This window comes from Streptomyces sp. NPDC050560, from assembly GCF_044457285.1.
Classification (GTDB): domain Bacteria; phylum Actinomycetota; class Actinomycetes; order Streptomycetales; family Streptomycetaceae; genus Streptomyces.
Map to the genome: position 1 here is coordinate 197,172 of NZ_JBITGT010000005.1, position 16,470 is coordinate 213,641.

The 16,470-nt window shown below is 73.4% G+C and carries 16 protein-coding genes; 11 read left to right on the top strand and 5 right to left on the bottom strand.

From position 1 onward, the window contains the following. Position 1: 1 nt before the first annotated feature. Positions 2-775: a class I SAM-dependent methyltransferase gene (locus ACIBIW_RS13070; RefSeq protein WP_399335197.1), complete on the top strand. Its 774-nt coding sequence runs from the start codon at positions 2-4 to the stop codon at positions 773-775. A 55-nt stretch (positions 776-830) separates the two neighbouring features. On the opposite strand, the gene ACIBIW_RS13075 is transcribed toward ACIBIW_RS13070, so the two are convergent. After that, a complete protein-coding gene (locus ACIBIW_RS13075) occupies positions 831-1,277 on the bottom strand; it encodes a nuclear transport factor 2 family protein (RefSeq protein ID WP_399335199.1) in 447 nt (148 codons plus the stop codon). Between the two features lie 189 nt (positions 1,278-1,466). Here ACIBIW_RS13075 and ACIBIW_RS13080 point away from each other — a divergent pair, with 189 nt between their 5' ends. From ACIBIW_RS13080 to ACIBIW_RS13110, 7 genes are read left to right on the top strand one after another with little or no spacing between them, the layout of a single operon-like run. Beyond that, entirely contained in the window at positions 1,467-2,252 is a 786-nt protein-coding gene (locus tag ACIBIW_RS13080; RefSeq protein WP_399335202.1) for an SDR family NAD(P)-dependent oxidoreductase, read from the top strand. Positions 2,253-2,295: 43 nt separating this feature from the next. Further along, complete coding sequence (locus ACIBIW_RS13085; protein ID WP_399335204.1) at positions 2,296-3,252, top strand: aromatase/cyclase; 957 nt, start codon at positions 2,296-2,298, stop codon at positions 3,250-3,252. A gap of 5 nt (positions 3,253-3,257) precedes the next feature. Then, the gene (locus tag ACIBIW_RS13090) at positions 3,258-4,010 is read left to right on the top strand and encodes an SDR family oxidoreductase (protein ID WP_399335207.1); all 753 of its coding nucleotides are present in this window, start codon (positions 3,258-3,260) and stop codon (positions 4,008-4,010) included. Beyond that, entirely contained in the window at positions 4,007-5,275 is a 1,269-nt protein-coding gene (locus ACIBIW_RS13095; RefSeq protein ID WP_399335209.1) for an FAD-dependent monooxygenase, read from the top strand. The genes ACIBIW_RS13090 and ACIBIW_RS13095 overlap by 4 nt, the downstream gene beginning before the upstream one ends. After that, entirely contained in the window at positions 5,266-6,045 is a 780-nt protein-coding gene (locus ACIBIW_RS13100; protein ID WP_399335211.1) for a cyclase family protein, read from the top strand. The genes ACIBIW_RS13095 and ACIBIW_RS13100 overlap by 10 nt, the downstream gene beginning before the upstream one ends. Continuing rightward, a complete protein-coding gene (locus ACIBIW_RS13105; protein ID WP_399335213.1) occupies positions 6,035-7,702 on the top strand; it encodes a class I adenylate-forming enzyme family protein in 1,668 nt (555 codons plus the stop codon). Before ACIBIW_RS13100 ends, ACIBIW_RS13105 begins: the two co-directional genes overlap by 11 nt. A 1-nt stretch (position 7,703) precedes the next feature. Beyond that, positions 7,704-8,000: an antibiotic biosynthesis monooxygenase family protein gene (locus ACIBIW_RS13110; RefSeq protein ID WP_399335215.1), complete on the top strand. Its 297-nt coding sequence runs from the start codon at positions 7,704-7,706 to the stop codon at positions 7,998-8,000. Between the two features lie 70 nt (positions 8,001-8,070). On the opposite strand, the gene ACIBIW_RS13115 is transcribed toward ACIBIW_RS13110, so the two are convergent. Beyond that, positions 8,071-9,786: an FAD-dependent monooxygenase gene (locus ACIBIW_RS13115; protein WP_399335217.1), complete on the bottom strand. Its 1,716-nt coding sequence runs from the start codon at positions 9,784-9,786 to the stop codon at positions 8,071-8,073. A gap of 55 nt (positions 9,787-9,841) precedes the next feature. Next, positions 9,842-11,470 (bottom strand): FAD-dependent monooxygenase, encoded by a 1,629-nt coding sequence (locus ACIBIW_RS13120; protein WP_399335219.1) that lies wholly within the window; start codon positions 11,468-11,470, stop codon positions 9,842-9,844. 218 nt (positions 11,471-11,688) lie between these two features. On the opposite strand from ACIBIW_RS13120, the gene ACIBIW_RS13125 reads away from it, so the two are divergent. Beyond that, entirely contained in the window at positions 11,689-12,861 is a 1,173-nt protein-coding gene (locus ACIBIW_RS13125) for a hydrolase (protein ID WP_399335221.1), read from the top strand. A 56-nt stretch (positions 12,862-12,917) separates the two neighbouring features. Beyond that, positions 12,918-13,943 (top strand): methyltransferase, encoded by a 1,026-nt coding sequence (locus tag ACIBIW_RS13130; RefSeq protein ID WP_399335223.1) that lies wholly within the window; start codon positions 12,918-12,920, stop codon positions 13,941-13,943. An 18-nt stretch (positions 13,944-13,961) separates the two neighbouring features. Here the strand turns inward: ACIBIW_RS13130 and ACIBIW_RS13135 are convergent, their stop codons facing one another. Beyond that, positions 13,962-14,606 (bottom strand): dihydrofolate reductase family protein, encoded by a 645-nt coding sequence (locus ACIBIW_RS13135; protein ID WP_399335225.1) that lies wholly within the window; start codon positions 14,604-14,606, stop codon positions 13,962-13,964. Between the two features lie 73 nt (positions 14,607-14,679). Here ACIBIW_RS13135 and ACIBIW_RS13140 point away from each other — a divergent pair, with 73 nt between their 5' ends. Then, complete coding sequence (locus ACIBIW_RS13140; RefSeq protein WP_399335227.1) at positions 14,680-15,234, top strand: winged helix-turn-helix transcriptional regulator; 555 nt, start codon at positions 14,680-14,682, stop codon at positions 15,232-15,234. Between the two features lie 96 nt (positions 15,235-15,330). Here ACIBIW_RS13140 and ACIBIW_RS13145 read toward each other — a convergent pair whose 3' ends face one another. Then, positions 15,331-16,395 (bottom strand): methyltransferase, encoded by a 1,065-nt coding sequence (locus ACIBIW_RS13145; RefSeq protein ID WP_399335229.1) that lies wholly within the window; start codon positions 16,393-16,395, stop codon positions 15,331-15,333. Positions 16,396-16,470 lie beyond the last annotated feature (75 nt).

Sequence of the window (16,470 nt, forward strand, 5' to 3'; positions counted from 1 at the left end):
TATGGAGCAGAACGGATTCAAGGACCCGCGGGTCGTCCCGCACGAGTCGGAACAGGAGCGGGAGTCGCGCCTGCGGCTGACGAAGCTGCTGACCGAGACACCCATCCCGCCCGAGTACCTCATCGACAACCTGCCGGTGTATCTGAGGCGCCATCAGATGGCGGACCTCCTGTGCATGGACGCGCTCTACCGGATGATCCCCGAAGTGCCGGGCATCATCATGGAGTTCGGGGTGCTGCACGGCAGGCACCTCGCCACGCTCACCGCCCTGCGCAGCCTCTACGAGCCGTACAACTCGCTGCGGCGCATCGTCGGGTTCGACACCTTCACCGGGTTCCCGGACATCGCGGAGGTGGACCGGGTGAGCACCAGCGCGGTCGCCGGGCGGTTCGCCGTGCCCGAGGACGAGGTCGGTCATCTGCGCGAGGTCATGGCGGCCCACGAGCTGGGCGAGCCGTTCGGCCACACCCAGCGCACCTTCGTGATCCAGGGGGACGTCAGGACGACGGTGCCGCGCTACCTGGCGGAGAACGAGGAGACGGTGATCGCCCTCGCCTACTTCGACCTCGACCTCTACCGCCCGACGCGGGAGCTGCTGGACGTGATACGCCCCCACCTCACCCGGGGGAGCATCCTCGCCTTCGACGAGCTGGCCCATCCGAAGTGGCCGGGCGAGACGAGCGCGCTGCGCGACGTGCTCGGCCTCGACCACGGGCGGCTGCGCCAGCTCCCGGCCAGGGAGTCCCCGGTGATCTACCTGGAGTGGGAGGGCTGAGGACGGACGCCGCGGTGGGGCGGCCCGGGAGCGCGGGCCGGCCCACCGCCGTCGTTCAGCGCAGGTCGTCCCTGGTCACCCTGCGGCTGCTCACCAGCCACCCGTCGCCCTCCGGCACCAGGACGTCCTCGCACAGGGTGCTCAGCCGCACGTCGGGGCGTCCGTGCCGCGGCGACTCCACGATCAGCGCGTAGCAGCGGGTGTGCAGCGCGCCGTCGGGCCCCGGGGACACGTCGAGCATGCCGAGCCAGTGGCGTCGTACGATGCCCTGCTCGGCCAGTTTCGCCGCGGCCTCGCGTGCCGAGGCGTGGATCGCGCTCCGGCCGCGCACCGGCTCCGGGTGGGCGTTGGCCGCGAACTCGCCGTCCGCGGTGAAGGTGTCCGCCCACGCCTGCGCGTCGCCGCCGTCCAGCGCGTGCATCTGGCGTGCGTAGAACTGCTGGACCCTCAGGTAGAGGGCACTGTCGACGGAGCCGTCCGCCGGTCGCACTGACTGGATCATGTCCATCCCACTCTTCTCGCAGCCGATCGCTCGGGGTCGGTCGACGAGCCTGGCGCACCGCGGTTGAGCACGGTTGGAGCCCCCGTCGACCGGCCGCCCGCGCGCCGCCCGCCCGGGGCCAGCGAACATCGAGGCCCCCTCTAACGGGTGTTGACAGCATTCCGGCGGTCGACGAGGAGGGAGAGCGGCATGGCGGACGACGCGCGGCACGTGGCTCTGGTCACGGGCGCCACCAGTGGGATCGGGGCGGCGGTCACCGAGGCCCTGGCCGGGGCCGGCCACCGGGTGTACATCTGCGCCCGCGGCGGCGAGCGCGTGGCGACGGCGGTCAAGGAGCTGCGGGCGCGCGGCTACGACGTGGACGGCTGCGCGGGCGACGTCCGCTCGCGCGAGCAGGTCGGCGAGGTGGTCGCCGCGGCGGTGGAGCGGTTCGGACCGATCGGCATCGTGGTCAACAACGCGGGACGCAACGGCGGCGGCACCACCGCGCAGATCACCGACGAGCTGTGGCTCGACGTCGTCGCGACCAACCTGCACAGCGTCTTCTACGTCACCCGCGAGGTGCTGACCACCGGCGGGATGCTGGAGCGGCGCTGGGGCCGGGTCGTCAACATCGCCTCGACGGGCGGCAAGCAGGGCGTGGAGCTGGGGGCGCCCTACTCGGCCTCCAAGCACGGTGTCATCGGCCTCACCAAGGCACTCGGCAAGGAGCTGGCCAAGACGGGCATCACCGTCAACGCGGTGTGCCCCGGATACGTCGAGACCCCCATGGCGCAGCGCGTGCGGCAGGGGTTCGCCGAGCACTGGGACATCGACGAGGACGAGGTGCTGCGGCGCTTCGAGGCGAAGATCCCGCTGGGCCGCTACTCCACCCCCGAGGAGGTCGCCGGGCTCGCCGCCTACCTCACCACGGACACCGCCGCGTCCATCACCGCCCAGGCGCTCAACGTCTGCGGCGGCCTCGGCAACTACTGACCCGACCGCGGACAGCGTCGCGTTCCAGAAATGAGGCAGCAGCGTGGCTCAGCAGGAAGTCCGGCACACCGAGCACACCGTCGTCGCCACCGCGTCCGCCGATGTGCTGTACGACATCATCGCCGACGTCACCGTATGGCCGGCCGTCTTCGGCCCCACCCTGCACGCGGAGCGCGTCGAGAGCGACGGCGCCCAGGAGCGCATCCGCCTGTGGGCGCTGGCGAACGGCGAGGTCAAGACGTGGCTGTCGCGGCGGACACTGGATGCGGGGGCACGCCGGGTGGCCTTCCGCCAGGAGGTGTCGCAGCCCCCCGTCGCGTCCATGGGCGGCGAATGGATCATGAAACCGGCGACGGGCGGCGACACCCTCGTGGTGATGACCCACGACTACACGCCGGTCGACGACGACCCCGGGCACGCCGACTGGATAGCCCGCGCCGTCGACCGCAACAGCCGGGCCGAACTGGCCGCGCTGAAGGCGGCGGTCGAGCGCGGCCCCGGGCTCGACCGGCTCATGATGGCGTTCGAGGACAGCGTGGAGATCGCGGCACCGCCCGTCGAGGTCTACGACTTCATCAGGGACTGCGGGGCGTGGCCCGAGCGGCTGCCGCACGTCGCCCGCCTCGAACTGCGCGAGGAGCCGGGGGGAGTCCAGCACCTGGCCATGGACACGAAGGCCCCCGACGGCTCGGTGCACACCACCGAGTCGATACGCCTCTGCTTCCCGTCGAGCCACATCGTCTACAAGCAGACCACGCTGCCGAAGGTGCTGCTGGCGCACACCGGACGCTGGAGCTTCACACCGTCCCCCACCGGCACCGTGGCGACGTCGCAGCACACCGTGGTGATCGACCCGGACGCGGTCACCGCCGTCCTCGGCGCCGACGCCACCGTCGCCGACGCCCGCGCCGCCGTGCGCGGGACGCTGGGCACCAACAGCACGGCCACCCTCAGGCTGGCGCAGCAGTTCACCGAGGCGCCCGGGGAAGCGGGGGAGTGAGGGCCGTGGCACCGGGACGGCTCGGACTCGAAGGCAAGATCGCACTGGTCACCGGCGGCACCCGGGGGCTCGGGCTCGCCATCGCCCACAAGCTGGCGTCCTGCGGCTGCGAGATCCTGCTGAACTACGCGGGCTCCGGGGAACAGGCCGAGAAGGCCGTGGCCGCCCTCGGCGAGCACGGCGGCACGGTGACACCGGTACGCGCCGACGTCGGCACCCCCGAGGGGGTGGCCACCCTGCTGCGGGAGCTGCGCCACCGGCACGGACGGCTCGACGTGTTCGTCCACAACGCCGCCAACTACACACCGATGCCCGCCCTGGCACCGGACCCCGGCGGGGCCTGGCGGGACCTCTCCGTCGCCCTCAACCCCCTGCTGCACGGCGCGCCCGCGCTCGCCGAGCTGATGCCACGGGGCGGCAGGATCATCGCCGTCTCCAGCACCGGCGCGCACGACGTGGTGCCCGGCTATGTCGCACTCGGCATGGCGAAGGCCGCACTGGAGAGCCAAGTACGCTACCTCGCCGTCGAGTTGGCGGAACACGGCATCACCGTCAACGCCGTGTCCACCGCGAAGCTCGACAAGGGCGACAGCCCGCCACCGCCCGCCGTCGCCCTGCTCGCCGCCCGCACCCCCGCGGGCCGCCTCACCGTGCCCGAGGACGTCGCCGACGTGGTGGCGCTGCTGTGCGCGCCGGAGGCCGCATGGGTCCAGGGCCAGGTGATCAGGGCCGACGGCGGTCTGGGGCTGCGGGCGTGAGCGGGACGGCGGCCGCGACGGCGGAGACGGAGGCGGACTTCTGCGTGGTCGGCGGCGGGCCCGCGGGGCTCACCCTGGCACTGCTGCTGCTCCGCTCGGGCGCGCGGGTCGCCCTGGTGGAGCGGACGGCGACGCTGCGGCGCGAGTACCGCGGCGAGATACTCCAGCCGGGAGGCATGCGGGTCCTCGACGCGCTCGGCGTCCTCACGCCCGCCCGCGCCCAGGGCTGCCACGAGCTGGACCGCTTCCAGCTCGTGGCGGACGACCGGGTGCTCTTCGTCAGCGACTACCGCCAACTACCGCCCCCCTACGACCACTTGCTCAGCATCCCGCAGCAGCAGGTGCTCGGCCAGCTCCTCGGCCGCTGCCGCCGCTACCCGGGCTTCACCTTCGTCGAGGGCAGCAGGGTCACCCGCCTCTACCGCCACGCCGACCGGGTCACCGGGGCCCTGGCCGAGGGCCGCGGCGGGGCGCTGCGGATCGCGGCACACTGCATCGTCGCAGCCGACGGCAGATACTCGCGGACCCGGAGCCTCGCCGGTATCGCGTCGGGCCGCGACGACGTCTTCGACCAGGACGTGCTCTGGTTCAAGGTGCCCGCGAACGGCCGCGCCCACCGCGACGTGCGCATCGTGCGCGGCGGCTCGGACGCGGTCCTGCTCTACCCCTCGGGCCCCGACAGCGTCCAGATCGGCTGGCTGCTCCCGCACCGCGAGTACCGCACCCTCGCCCCCCGCGGCGTCGAGCACATCAAGGACCGGGTGTGCGCCGCCGTCCCCCAGTACGCCCGCGAGATCAGGCACACCGTGCGCAGCATGGCCGACCTGACGCTCCTCGACGTGTTCGCCGGGTTCTCCCCCGAGTGGGCGCAGGAGGGCCTGCTGCTGATCGGGGACAGCGCGCACACCCACAGCCCGATCGGCGCGCAGGGCATCAACCTCGCCCTCCAGGACGCGGTCGCCGCACACCCCGTGCTGATGGCGTCGCTGCACGAGAAGGACGCGGGCGTGGCGTTCCTCGAACGCTACTGCGGACCGCGGCGGCGCGACATCCGCAGGATGATGCGGCTCCAGGTGGCGCAGAGCAGGATGATGCTCTCCCCGGGGCGGTTCTCCCGGGCGCTGCGCCCGAAAATGGCCTCCCTCGTCTCCCACACCCCCGCCTACCGCAGGATTCTGCGGCAGATCGCGTTCGGGAGCGGGACGGGGATCTCCTCCGAGTACTTCATGGACGGGTACGAAAGGCTGGAGCAGGAATGCGCCTGATCGACCTCAGCTCCCCAGTCGACGCGTCGTTCTGGGAACCCGACCCGGTGCGCCATGTCGCCATGTCGCCCGCCGAGGGCGCCCGCCACATGGCGTCGGAGATGCGGGAGCACTTCGGTCTCGACTTCGACGTGGACGCGCTGCCCGGCGGCGAGTTCCTGAACAACGACACCTTCACCCTGACCACCCACACCGGCACCCACGTCGACGCGCCCGCGCACTACGGATCGACGGCCGGCTACCGCACGTCGGGCCCCCGCACCGTCGACGAGCTGCCGCTCGACTGGTTCTACGGGCCCGCGTTCGTGCTCGACGTCCGGGACGCCGCCACCGGCACGGTGGACGCCGACCGCATCGCCGAGCAGTGCGCCAGGATCTCCCACCGGCCCGCCCCCGGCGACATCGCCCTGCTCCACACGGGCGCCGACCGGCTCGTGGGAACCCAGCGGTACTTCACGGAGTTCGTCGGTCTCGACCGCTCGGCGGTGGAGTTCCTGCTCGACCTCGGCGTCCGGGTCATCGGCACCGACGCCTTCAGCCTCGACGCCCCGTTCACCCACATCATGAAGGAGTACGAGCGCACCGGCGACCGCGGGGTGCTGTGGCCGGCCCACTTCGTGGGACGGGAGCGCGAGTACTGCCAGATCGAACGGCTGGCGAACCTGGCGGACCTCCCCGCGCCCGCCGGATTCCGTATGTCCTGTTTCCCGGTGAAAGTGGCGCGCGCCGGGGCCGGCTGGGCGCGCGCGGTGGCACTTCTTGACGACTGAGAGGGCGAGATCGCGGGTGTGGAATACCAAGAAGTTACGGGCCACCGTCACACCGGGGCGCAGCATCGCCTCCGGGCCCTCGCTCGACGTGCTGGACGGGCTGACGTGCGGTCCAGGCGTCGACGCCCTGCCGGCCCGCGCCGCCCGGCACGCGCCCCACCGGGTCGCGATCCGCGCGGGCGGGTCCGAGTGGACGTACGGCGAACTGGACGCGCGGGTGACGAGGTGCGCCGCGGGGCTGCGTGAACTCCTGCCCGACCTCGGTTCTGTCGTCGCGGTGCCCGCGGTGGCCGACCCGGCGTTCCCGACCGCCCTGTACGGCACCTCGCGCAGCGGCAACATCAGCGTGGTACTCAACCCGCTGTGGCGAGAGGACGGCCTCGCGCACGCCCTGCGCACCAGCAGGGCCCAACTCGCCGTCGTCACCCCGCAGATGTACCGCGTCCTGTGCGACATCCGGTTCCACCTGCCCTATCTGGACACCGTGGTCCTCACCCACCCCACCGACGACGCCCCAGGTGTGCCCGTACTCGGCGACCTCGCACCCCGCACCCCCACACCGCCCGCCGCGCCGCGCGTGCTCCCGGACGCCGTCGCCTGCGTGATGTTCACCAGCGGCACCACCGGCGCCTCCAAGGCGGTGATGCTCACCCACCGCGACCTCACCGTCAACGCCGCCCAGACGGCGTTCGCCCACCAACTGGACGGCAGGTCCGTCACGCTCAACTGCCTGCCGACGTACCACCTCATGCACCTCAACAGCAGCGTGTGCGCCCTGGCGAAGCAGGTGCTGCACCCCGGGGGCGATCCGGCAGGCTCGGTCCAGGCCGCGGTGGACAACGGTGTCACCCACTACTACAGCCTGCCGGTGCGCCTGGCGCAGTTGGCCATGGCGCAGGCCGGGGCGGACCGCAGGAAGCCGGTCCCCACGCTGCGCGCCATCCTCTCCGGCGGCAGCGCGCTCCCGGTCGGGCGCGCGGACGAACTCGCCCGCAGGTTCCGGGTCCCGGTGGTGCAGGGCTACGGGCTCGCGGAGACCTCGCCGCTGAGCCTCTGCGACCCGCTGGACGCGCCCCGCAAGGGCTCGTGCGGTGTGCCGCTGCCCGGGACCGAGTGCCGGATCGTCCACCCGGACACCCGCGAGGTGCGGCCCCTGGGGGAGACCGGCGAGGTGGAACTGCGCGGCCCCCAACTGATGAAGGGCTATCTGGACGCCGAACCCCTCGCGCCCGACGCGTGGTTCGCGACCGGGGACGTCGGCCGCATGGACGGCGAGGGCCGTCTCTACCTCGTCGACCGGATCAAGGACGTCTTCAAGTGCGACAACTTCCTCGTGTCACCGACCGAGGTGGAGGCGGTGCTGCGGATACACCCCGCGGTCGACGACTGCGTGGTGGTCGGGCGCGAGGACCCGCTGCGCGGGGCGCTCGCCTGCGCGCTGGTCGAGACCGGCGACCCGGACGTGGCGGCCGAGGATGTCGCGGCGTTCGTGAACGGCCGGGTCCCCTACTACCAGCGGCTCTGGAGGGTGGAGATCGTCGACCGCATCCCGCGCTCGGCCACCGGCAAGGTCCAACGACTCGACCTGCGCGACAGGGTGGCCCGGTGGACGTTGCCGGCCAGGCCACCGGAGAACTCCACGGAAGGGGAAGGCTGACATGGCCACAGTGATAAACCGCCTCAGGCTGACGGGGGACCGCGACGAGTTCGAGCGGCTCCTCGGATCGATGACCACCTTCATGAAGGGCAGGCCGGGCTTCGTCTCGCACCGCCTGTACCGCTCGGCACGCAACCCCGACGTCTACGTCGAACTGGCCGAGTGGCGCGACGCCTCCGACCACCGGCAGGCCATGCAGAGCCCGGAGTTCCAGGCCCACATACCGCGGCTCATGAAGCACGCGGAGGCCGAGCCCGACGTGTTCGAGGCCGTCGAGGAGGGCACCGCGGACCACTGAGGAGCTGCCACGGGAGGGGGCGGACGCCACACGCGCCCGCCCCCTCCCCGCACCCGCCCGCGTACCGCCGTCAGCCGTCCGCGGCGAGCGGCAGCCGCGCCAGCAGCCCCGCGAACCCGTCCTCGGTCAGCCCCACACCCCTGGCGCTCAGATAGCCGTCGGGACGGACCAGCAGCCAGGAGTCCGCCTCCGCACCCAGGGCCCGCCGCAGGGAGCCGTCATCCAGGACAGCTTCAGCGTCACTTGACGGCACGTCAGGGACGTCCTCCGGCACGACGGTCCGTACCGAGAGCCAACTGCCCTGCCGTGCCTGGATGTTCGCCAGCTCCTTCGCGCCCTCCTCGGCCCCGCGGAACCACAGGAGCGTCCACCGGGTGCCCGCCAGTTCCGTCAACAGGGCGGCGGGGCCCGGGGAGCCGGCCGACTCCGCCGTGATCCGGGAGACCCGGTCGCCCGGGCGCGGCGCGGGCGCGCCGTCTTCCGGCAGCGAGAGCGACGAGGCGGCGTAGTTCACCTCAAGGCCCGACATGGTGCCGAGGATCTTGTGCTGCATGTGCCGCCGCAGCGCGGGCACCGTGCGCACCAGGGCGAAGAAGACCGGCAGCGCGCGCTGGAGCACCGGGTTCCTGAGCTGGATCAGGCGCGTCGCGGTCTTCGTGGAGTCCAGCAGGGACCGGCCCACCGGGACGCGCTCCTCGCCGTAGCTGTCGAGCAGTTCCTCGGGGGCCCTGCCGTGGACGACGGCCGCCAGCTTCCAGGCGACGTTGTACGCCTCCTGGATACCGGTGTTCATGCCCTGCCCGGACGCGGGGCTGTGCACATGGGCCGCGTCCCCGGCGACCAGGCACCGGCCCACCCGCATCCGCTCCACCATCCGCTGCTGGAAGGTGAACACCGACACCCAGTCGGGGCGGCCCACCCGCACCGTGCCCCCGGTGCCCGAGGACAGCATGGCGGCCATCCGTCCGGCGACCCGGCCGGGGTCCTCGTCGTGCGGCGGCCGTGAGGTGTCCAGCAGGCGCCAGCGGCCCGGCTCCGACAGTGGGACCATCATCAGGGTGGTGCCGCCGGTGCGCACCCAGTAGATGCTGTGCCGCGGCAGTTCGGTGTCCACCCGGGCGTCCGCCAGCATCCATGTCTCGCTCTGCTCGCCCAGCAGCCGCAGCCCGAGCCGCTTGCGCACGACACTGTGCCCGCCGTCGCACCCCACGAGCCAGGGGACGTCCACCTCCTCGGTGCCGCCGGGCCCGGCCAGCCGGGCGCGTACCCCGTGGGCGTCGTGCTCGAACGCGTCGAGACGGGTGTCCCACTCCACCTCCACCCCGCGCCGCGCCAGCGCCGCCCGCAGCACGCTCTCGGTGCGCACCTGGGTGATGGTCAGCGTGAACGGGTAGCGGGTCGGGGTGCGCCCGTAGTCGGCCTCAAGCCTGGTCAGGCGCTTGCCGTTCTGGAAGAGCGTGAAGGCGCTGACCCGCTGGCCGAGCGGCAGCACCTCGTCGACGATGCCCATCTGGGCGTAGGTCTCCAGGGTGCGGGGGTGGGTCGCGATGGCCCGGCTCGTGGTGACCGGGGCCCGGCGCGCGTCCACGATCCGCACCCGTACCCCGTGGCGCGCCAACTCGTGGGCCAGGGTGAGGCCCACCGGGCCCGCCCCCGCCACCAGCATCGGGGGCGGCCCCTCGGCGCCGCCGCCCGCGCCCCGCGCCGCGCTCGCCCTGTGTACTCCGGGTGTTCCGGCTGCCCGATCCGCACCGTCCGTGGGGTGCGCGTTCTCTGCGGACGTCACATGCCCTCCCTGAGCGGATGTGCCTGCCCACGGATCGTCCGCCACCGCGCTAGAGTCAGCCTCGCGCGCCCGCCGACGCCGCGGGCTCCGCGTCGAGCGCCAGCGCCCGCCGCAGCACCCCGGCCAGCCTGCCCGCCGCGTCCGCGGGCGCCGCGCCCCTGGCGCGCCAGCACACGAAGCCGTCGGGGCGCACCAGGAGGGCACCGGAGCCGGTGACACCGTGCGCCTCGGCCCATGAGTCCGGCTCCACGTCGAGGTCCGCGCCGACCTGGTGGACGCGCACGGGCACCGGCAGCCCCGGCTGCCGCACCGCCTCGGCCCAGCGGCCCGCGCCCGGCCCCGCCAGCAGCACGAAGCGGTCACGGTACAGGTCGAGCGAGGAGCCGGGGACACCGTCGCGTCGCAGCGGTACATGGGGGGCGCGGCTGCCGGGCTCCCCGTCCCAGCGGGCCACCGGGGCGGGGTCGGACCCGGCCGGTCCGCCGCCCTCGTCGCCCGCCACGGCGGCCGACCGGTAGCGGTAGCCGAGCGCCACCGCCAGCGGGTCCACGGGCCCCGGCGCGTGCGCGCCCCCGGTCCCGGTGCGGCCACGCTGGCTCGCGGCGGAGAACGCGCCCGCCGCCACCGCCACCGGACGGCGCTCCGCCTCGTAGGTGTCCAGCAGGCCGCCGCCCGCCCGGCCGCCGAGGACCGCGGCCAGCTTCCAGGCGAGGTTGTGCGCGTCCTGGATACCGGTGTTGCCGCCGAGGCCACCGGCCGGAGGTGTCACATGCGCGGCGTCCCCCGCGAGCAGCACCCGCCGGTCGCGGTAGCTCCGCGCCACCCACGACGTCAGCTCCCAGCGGTCGAGCGGCACGTCGTCGCGGCGCAGCAGCTCGATCTCCACGTCGTCACGGCCCACCGCCTGCCTGACGAGCGACGCACACATACGGTCGGACGGGTCGTCGCCCGCGGCCTCGGCCGGGACCATCAGCACCCACCGCCGCGGATCGTCGAGCCGCGTCAACACGGTCTTCGCCGCCGGGCGTTCCAGATAGCACAGGGCCAACCGGCGCCCCCGCAGGGCGGGTTCGAGGTCGGCACCGAAGGGGACGCTGACGTAACGGGTCGACTCGGCACCCCCGTCGACCCCGATGCCGAGTTCCTCGCGCACCCTGCTGTGGTGCCCGTCGGCCCCGACGAGGTACGCGGCGCGCACCGTGGACGTACGGCCGCTCGCCCGGTCGAAGAGGTGGGCCGTGACCCCGTCCATGTCCTGGGAGAACGACCGCAGTTCGGTGTGGAAGCCCAGTCGGCAGCCGAGCCGCGACGCGTGGGCGCGCAGCACCGGCTCGACCGCGTTCTGGTCGATCATCAGCGGCGCCGTGGGGCTGACCCGGGCGTAGGAGTCGGGCGCGGGGCGCACGGCGTGGAACGTCTCCTGCCCGTCGAGGGTGCGCGCCCTGGCGATCTCGGGGAAGTCCCGCAGCACCGACGCGGGCGCGCGGTGCAGCGCGGGGGCCAGCCCCGCAGACGACAGCACCTCCATGGAGCGCACGTTCAGGCTCCGCCCGCGGGGCAGTGCGGAGGTGCCGGGACGGCGCTCCACCACGTGCGCGGCCACCCCCTGGTCGGCGAGGAAGACGGCCAGGGACAGCCCCACGAGACCACCACCCACGATCAGTACCCGCACCTCGTTGTGCATCCCCACTCCCTCGCGCTCGACGGCCGGGCGGCCTGCTCGCACCAGCCTGCGGGTGCCGGCTCGGCACCGGCTGGACGGCCGCTCGACTCCGCCGGTGTTCGAGCCGCCCTTGAGACGTTTCGCCGATAGTGCGGGCGGGCTTTCGGCGGCGGCGCGACGGCGCCCGCCGCCGTCCTACGCCGAACGGGAAGAACGGGAAGAACGGGAAGGGGACGGCCATGTCCGAGGCGAGCGTGTCACCACCGCACGGCGGCGCCGGGGACACGGCGGGGGTCCACGATGCCGCCCTCGCGGAGTTGGCTGCCGCGCACGCGGAACGGGCCGACGACGAGCGCCGGTTGTCGCCCGCGGTGGTGGACGCGCTGACCGCCGCGGGCTTCCCACGGCACTTCGTCCCCCGGGCGTTCGGAGGCACCGAGGGCACGTTCGCCACCCTGCTGCGGACGGTGGCGGCGGTGTCCGGGGGGTGCGCGTCGGCCGGCTGGTGCGCCGCCCTGTTCGCGTCGCACGCGCGGATGGCGGCTTTTCTGCCCGCCGCGGGGCAGAAGGAGCTGTGGGCCGAAGGGCCCGACGCCCGGGTCTGCGCCGCGATCGTGCCCTCGGGCACCGTACGCACCGCGCCGGGCGGCTGGCGGCTCGGCGGGCGGTGGGGCTTCGTCAGCGGTATCGACTTCGCGGACTGGGCGCTGCTCTCCGCCGTCGAACCGGACACCGACACGGAAATACGGTTCTTCGCCGTGCCCCGCGACGCGTGGACGGTGGTCGACACCTGGTTCACCGTGGGACTGCGCGGCACCGGCAGCAGGACCGTCGTCCTCGACGACGTCTTCGTGCCCGGGCACCGCTCGTTCACCCAGCGCGCGCTGCTCGACGGGGCGGCGGTCGCGGCCGGTCCCTCCGGTGTGCCGCGCTGCCACTCCGTGCCGTTCCGCCTGGTGAGCGGCCTGAGCCTGGTGGCGCCCGCGCTGGGCGCCGCACGCGCGGGACTGCGGCACTGGACCGGGTGGATGGCCGAAAGGACCGAGGTCCTGATGGGCCGCAGGGTCCGCTCCCGTGAGAAGGAGTCGGTGCAGGCCACCCTCGCCCGCGTCGGGACCGCCCTGGACGCCGCGGAGCTGCTGCTGTCGCGGATCGCGGCCGGTGCCGACGGCACGGCGCCCGTGACGGCGGACATGGTGGCGCGCAGCCACCGCGACTACGCGGTGACCGCCGAGTATCTGACGGACGCGGTCGAGAGCCTTCAGCGCGCGGCGGGCGCGCGCGCCCAGGGCAGCGACCACCCGCTGCAACGGGCCTGGCGGGACGTGCACGCCGCGACGAGCCATGCCGCACTGCAACTCCAGCCCAACGCCGCCGCGTACGCCCGCCACGCCCTGTCCGGCGGCGGCTGACCGCGCGCCGCCGCCCGGCCGCGCCCACGGGCCCGAACGAGACTCTGGAGACCCCGATGAACGACGCCCCCGACAGCGTTCCCACCCCGCTGCTGCTGCACGAGATGGCGTTCAGCCTGGGTACGACGGCCGCCCTGGTGGCCGCCGTACAGCTCAGGGTGCCGGACGCCCTGGACTACGAACCGGCCACCGCCGCGAGGCTCGCCGAGCGGGTGGACGCCCACCCCGAGGCCCTGGAGCAACTGCTGCGGGCGCTGGCCGCGAGGGATGTCTTCCGGGCCCTGCCCGACGGCAGGTACGCCCACACCGACGCCTCGCGGCTGCTGCGCGAGGACACCCCTGGCAGCAGGCGCAGCATGGTCCTGCTGGCCGGGGCGCCGTTCGCGTGGCAGGTGTGGTCGCACCTCACGGACGCGGTGCGCACCGGCGGCAGCGTCTGCCAGGACCTGTTCGGCACCGACCTGTTCAGCCATCTGGAGAAGAACGACCCCGGCCTGGGCGCCCTGTTCGACCGTGCCATGTCCCAGTCGGGCGAGGCCACCCTGCGGCCGGTCGTCGAGGCGCTCCGCGTCGACGAGGACGTCACGGTCGCCGACGTCGGCGGGGGCCGGGGCACCCTGCTACGCATGCTGCTCGAACGCCACCCCACCGCCCTGGGCGTCCTGTTCGACCTGCCGCGGGTGGTCGAGGGGGCGGAACGGCGCCTGGTCGACGGCGACCTGGCCGACCGGTGCCGGGTGCTGGGCGGCGACGCCCACCGGGCGCTGCCGGTCGAGGCCGACCTGTACCTGTTGAAGAACGTCGTCCACATGTGGGACGACACCACGGCGGTGGGTGTCCTGCGCTCCCTGGTGGCCGCGGCGCCCTCCGGCGCCCGCATCGTGATCGTCGAGCAGGTGCTCGACGCGACGCGGACGCTGGGCAGCGCCACCACGATGGACCTGCTGATGCTGGCGACACAGGGCGGCCGCGAACGCACCACCACCGGTTTCACCCGCCTCCTGGAACAAGCCGGCCTCCCCGCCCCGCAGATCACCCCCGCGGGCCCCGCCTCGTTCCTCGTGGAGACGACCGTTCCCTAGCGGCGGCGCCGCGCGTTCTCACCTGCTGAACGTCAGATGCGTGGTGCCGCTCTCTGCCACCTCCGCCGTCACCCGGTAGTCGGATTCCAGGCCGCGCAGATCGTCCCAGAGCCGGATGCCGCGGCCGAGCAGGACCGGGGCGATGCCGACGTGGAGCCGGTCCACGAGGCCGGCTTTGAGGAAGTCGCGCACCACGGTGGCGCCGCCGCCGACGCGGACGTCCTTGCCGTCGGCGGCCTCCCGCGCCAGCTTCAGCGCCTCCTGCGGTGTCGTGGTGAGGAAGTGGAACGTCGTGCCGCCCGCCATCTCCATCGGCGGCCGCGGGGCGGTGTGCGTCAAGACGAACACGGGGGCCCGGAACGGCGGCTCATCGCCCCACCAGCCGCGCCAGTCCGGGTCGTCGGGGTAGTGGTGCAGGCCGAACATCCCCGCGCCCATGATCTCCGCGCCGATCCCGTCGAAGTACGCCCGCGCGTACTTGTCGTCCACCCCCGTCGTGCCCTCGCCCGACGTGTCGTGCAGGACGCGCTCGCGGAAGGTGCGGGTCGCGACGTAGGCGGCGACCAGGCGCGACCAGTCCTCGCCCATCGGGCTCTCGGGCGTCTGGCCCGTTGTGGTCGCGAACCCGTCGAGCGAGATGTTGAGGTCCACACGTACGGCCACCGTTGCTCCATCCTTAAGTGGTTGCATTTCGCAATCACTATACTGGCGGCGCAGACCCCGTCAAGGAGAAGTCGTGGACCCGCGTTCCGGATGCCCCATCAACGCCGCCGTCGAAGCACTCGGCGACCAGTGGTCGTTCCTCGTGCTGCGCGACGTGATCTTCGGCGACCGCCGCTACTTCCGGGAGCTGCTGCACGGCTCGATCGAGGGCATCGCGTCGAACATCCTCGCCGACCGGCTGAAGCGCCTGGTCGCCGCGGGCATCCTGACCCGTGCGGGCGCCGCGCGCGGACAGCGCGCCCGCTACAGCCTCACCGAAGCCGGCATCCGGACGCTGCCCATCATCTACGCGCTCGGCAACTGGGGCCTCGACTGGCGCACCGGGAGCGAGGAGCTGAGGACGCGTCAGGAGCTGATGCGGGCCGAGGGCCCGGCGTTCGTCGAGGAGTTCATGGACGAGCTGCGCGTCCGCCATCTCGGCGCCGAGCTGGCACCGCACGAGGGGCCGGGACCGCTGGAACGCCTCGCCGCCGCCTACGCGGCCGCAGTCGACGGGAAAGCCGCGGGTGAGGGGAAAGCCGCGGGTGAGGGGAAAGCCGCAGCCGACGGGAGAGACCGGGACGGCTAGCGCGACGGCGGGTTCTCCAGGGCGCTCGCGGCATGAGGACGCGCGGGGAGCGGCGTCGGACGCGCCCGCCCGCACCGGCGTTCACGGCGACACCCCTCAGGGGCGGCGTCCGTGTGCCTCGATGAGGTCCCAGCCGCGCGCGTCGCCCGCGACATGGGCGACCCGCTCGACGGTGAACCCGGCCCGTTCCAGCAGCCGCCTGTTCTCCTCCTCGGTGCGCACCCGGCCGCCGCGCTGGAGGAACACCGAGAAGTTGACCCGGTGCAGCTCCCGTGTCTCCTCGTCCACGTCAGGGCCGCCGATGCCGTTCGGCAGCTCCGGCAGGAACGTCTCCACCACCAGCAGACGGGCGGAGTCCGGCATGGCGGCGGCGACGTTGCGCAGGATGCGTACGGCCCTGTCGTCGTCGTTCTCCCACAGCACGGTCCTGAGCAGGTACAAGTCCCCGCCGCCCGGCGGCACTTCCTCGCCCACGTCCCCGCCGGCCAGCCGCACCCGGTCGATCACCCCGTGTTCCGTGAGGTTCGCGCGGGCGGCCGGCATGATCGCCGGGAGGTCGAAGAGGACGCCACGGGCGCCGGGGGCGGCGGCCAGGACCTGCGCCAGCGTGTCGCCGTGCCGCCCGGCCGCGTCGACGATCGTCCCGTAGCGCCCGAAGTCGAACGCCTTCGCGAGTGAGCCGCCGCAGTCGCCCGAGGCCATGGAGTCCAACTGGTAGAAGGCCAGCAGCTCGTCGGGGCGCTCCTGGAGGTGCCGCTGAAAGGACGTCCCCAGGGTCTCCTCGCCCATGGGCCTCCCGGTGCGTACGCACTCCGCCGTCCTGGAGTACGGCAGGTAGTGGTGCATGCCCGCGGTCGCCCGCGCGATGGCCGCGAACATGCCGCCGGTGGCGAGCAGCGCGCCCATCGGGGTGAGCCCGAACACGTCGGGCTCGTCCTCCGTGGTCAGCCCCAGGACCGCGCAGGAGCGCAGATAGCGGCCGAGCGTCCGCTCGTGTGCCCCGATCGAGGTCGCGAGCGCGGCCACGGGACGCGGCCCGTCGAGCAGGTGGTCGGGCACGCCGAGCAGGGTCAGCGCCCTGATGTACTGGGCCGAGGGGAACGAGCTGATGAGCTGGACCAGCTCCTTGTAGACGGAGGCGTCGGGCTGCTCGTCGGGCATGGGGTGTCCTCTCTCGGGGCGTGGGTCCTGCGGCCGTGGGTACGGCGGGGCCGTCCGGGTGGCGGGGCGCCGGGG

What these genes read in the sequence shown, in the direction of transcription:
- ACIBIW_RS13120 (WP_399335219.1), bottom strand. Translation starts at nt 11,470, where the DNA reads ATGCACAACGAGGTGCGGGTACTGATCGTGGGTGGTGGTCTCGTGGGG.
- ACIBIW_RS13145 (WP_399335229.1), bottom strand. Translation starts at nt 16,395, where the DNA reads ATGCCCGACGAGCAGCCCGACGCCTCCGTCTACAAGGAGCTGGTCCAG.
- ACIBIW_RS13110 (WP_399335215.1), top strand. Translation starts at nt 7,704, where the DNA reads ATGGCCACAGTGATAAACCGCCTCAGGCTGACGGGGGACCGCGACGAG.
- ACIBIW_RS13080 (WP_399335202.1), top strand. Translation starts at nt 1,467, where the DNA reads ATGGCGGACGACGCGCGGCACGTGGCTCTGGTCACGGGCGCCACCAGT.
- ACIBIW_RS13125 (WP_399335221.1), top strand. Translation starts at nt 11,689, where the DNA reads ATGTCCGAGGCGAGCGTGTCACCACCGCACGGCGGCGCCGGGGACACG.
- ACIBIW_RS13070 (WP_399335197.1), top strand. Translation starts at nt 2, where the DNA reads ATGGAGCAGAACGGATTCAAGGACCCGCGGGTCGTCCCGCACGAGTCG.
- ACIBIW_RS13075 (WP_399335199.1), bottom strand. Translation starts at nt 1,277, where the DNA reads ATGATCCAGTCAGTGCGACCGGCGGACGGCTCCGTCGACAGTGCCCTC.
- ACIBIW_RS13100 (WP_399335211.1), top strand. Translation starts at nt 5,266, where the DNA reads ATGCGCCTGATCGACCTCAGCTCCCCAGTCGACGCGTCGTTCTGGGAA.
- ACIBIW_RS13130 (WP_399335223.1), top strand. Translation starts at nt 12,918, where the DNA reads ATGAACGACGCCCCCGACAGCGTTCCCACCCCGCTGCTGCTGCACGAG.